Origin of the sequence: Microcoleus sp. B7-D4 (assembly GCF_036705125.1) — a bacterium.
Taxonomy (GTDB): Bacteria; Cyanobacteriota; Cyanobacteriia; order Cyanobacteriales; family Microcoleaceae; genus Microcoleus.
In genome coordinates, this window is sequence record NZ_JAUBTT010000228.1 from 1 (window position 1) to 2616 (window position 2616).

Here is a 2616-nt window from a genome sequence, read left to right on the forward strand (position 1 = left end):
ACGGAGAAGGGCAATACTAAGGAAGTGTGGGTGTATGACCTGCGGACGAATATGCCCAGTTTCGGGAAGCGGATACCTTTGATGCGATCGCATTTTAATGAGTTTGAATTGGCGTATGGGGATGACCCGAATGGGAAGAGTAGGCGTGTTGACCAAGGAGAAACGGGGCGATGGCGCTGTTTTACCCGTGAGGAAATTGCCAAGCGGGGGAGTAATCTCGATATTTCCTGGTTAAGGGATGAGAGTTTGCAGTCGGAGGATGGGTTGCTGGAACCGGATGCGATCGCGGCTGAGATTATGCTAAGGTTGCAGACAGCGATGGAGGAGATGGAAGCGCTGTCGGAATTATTAGAAGGTGAAGAAATAGCGTGACTGAGGATAGAGATAATTTGCCAGAACTTCCTACAGGCTGGGTATGGGTAAGCTGGGAACAAATAGGGTTTTGTCAGAATGGACGTGCTTTTCCCAGTAAGGAATATCAGTCAAGTGGTGTTAAATTACTCCGTCCCGGTAATCTTCACAAGAGCGGTAACGTTCTTTGGACGGAGGAAAATACACGGTATTTACCAGAGCAATATGCAAAGGAGTTTCCATCCTATATTGTTGGCTCTGAAGAGTTAATCATAAACTTGACGGCTCAATCGCTTCAAGATGAGTTTCTAGGACGTATATGCCTTACAGAAAAATCCGAGTATTGTCTTCTAAATCAACGGATTGCTCGTCTGACTCCAATCCAGATACCTCCCAGGTATCTTTTATGGCTGTTTAAATCGCGCTTATTTAGAAAGTTTGTTGATAGCCTGAACACAGGCAGTTTAATACAACACATGTTCACTTCTCAAATAGAGAAGTTTAATTTACCACTACCTCCCCTCAACGAACAACGCCGCATAGTTGCCAAAATTGAGGCGTTGAAGGCTCGGAGCCAGCGGGTGAAGGAGGAACTTGAGGCGATTCCCGTCCTCTTAGACCAGTTCCGTCAATCAGTCCTCGCCGCCGCTTTCCGTGGCGACCTCACCGCTGATTGGCGAGAGAAAAACCCTGATGTTGAACCTGCATCAGTTCTGTTAGAGCGCATTCGTGCTGAACGCCGTCGCCGTTGGGAAGAAGCTGAACTGGAGAAGATGAAAGCTCAGGGGAAAACGCCCAAAGATGATAAGTGGAAGGAGAAATATAAAGAATTTTTACCTGTAAACAACCCAAGCGTTTTTGAAAAATCAGTAATACCTACCCAGTGGAGTTGGGTAACTATTGGTGATGTGGCTGAATGTCTTGATAAAATGCGTGTTCCTATTAATAAGGATGAACGTGAAAAACGGATAGGTGATATTCCTTATTATGGTGCTAATGGTCAAGTGGGTTGGATTGATGATTATATATTTGATGAAGCTCTTGTGGTTGTAGTTGAAGATGAAACTTTTATTGGTCGAACAAAACCATTCTGCTATAAGATTTCTGGAAAATCATGGGTGAATAACCATGCTCATGTGCTTCGAGCAACAGATGGCGTTGAAATTGACTATGTTAATTACTCATTAATGTTCTATCCCTTCATCCCTTTGACATCTGGTTCTACAGGGAGAAGAAAGTTAACTCAGGCTGCATTGATGTCTGCTCCATATCCCGTTGCACCGCTAGCTGAACAACAAGAAATCGTCCGCCGTGTTGAACTATTTTTCAAAACTGCCGAGCAAATTGAGCAACAATACCAAGAAGCTAAAGCCTACCTAGACAAACTCAATCAATCCATCCTTACCAAAGCCTTCCGAGGCGAATTGGTTCCCCAAAACCCCAACGATGAACCCGCCTCCGTCCTCTTAGAACGCATTCGCGCCGAATGGGAGAAGTTGGATACAAAGAAAAAGGCAAAAGGTAAAACTGAAAAGAAAAGCTGCAAGGCAAAACCTGAAGCCACAGAACCGAAACAATTGAGCTTACCGGGATTCGAGTAACCCTGTAGCTCGCGTCAAAGCCGCCATTACTCAGAACAATTACTGCGTCAGAATCTCATGCTATTCAAAACGTTTAGAAAAGGGGTATTGGCTCGGGTCATCGTGGGTGCAGCCGTGATAGTATTTGCGATCGCCAGACAATTTACTCAAGCCCAGCAGCGCAGTGACTCCCGGGGGTAAATGAGCAGTCGTACAGAAACTTACGCTAAGGCTGAAAGTATTACTGGATAAACATTCTGGGAACTACTATTTTTGTCTATCAAAAACTTAAAGAGTTGAAAATTAAACTGTACCAATTAAAGCATAGATTTTTTGGTACAGCTTTTTTGTACGGCACAGTAAGGATTTGAGGCTTTTAAATTTCAGACAGATCAATTGGTACAGGTTTATAAGAGGCGATCGCAGTATTCAAAACGACTAATCAATTCCTTAGCGTAAGTTTCTGTTCGACTGCTCATTTACCCCGAATACTGCATCGAAAAGTATTTGTTGAGTTTGCTAAGTCTGCTAAAACTGCGAGGGCGATCGTTTGCCTAATTGAATTTTTGTTCAATACTGAGCGTGTTGTGGCTCTACCATACAAACGCTCCTCTTTATTTGAGAAGTTTTTTATATTTTGGTATAAATATATCGCTGAACATTGCTATTGCTACCAGTGAGCTTT

The 2616-nt window shown here is 43.6% G+C and carries 1 protein-coding gene and 1 pseudogene; both read left to right on the forward strand.

The annotated features are described in order from the left end of the window. Positions 1 to 372, forward strand: a pseudogene (locus tag QUB12_RS37010) (SAM-dependent methyltransferase); the annotation flags it as partial. Next, a complete protein-coding gene (locus QUB12_RS37015) occupies positions 369 to 1952 on the forward strand; it encodes a restriction endonuclease subunit S (RefSeq protein WP_333311065.1) in 1584 nt (527 codons plus the stop codon). The pseudogene QUB12_RS37010 and the gene QUB12_RS37015, both read left to right, overlap by 4 nt. Positions 1953 to 2616 lie beyond the last annotated feature (664 nt).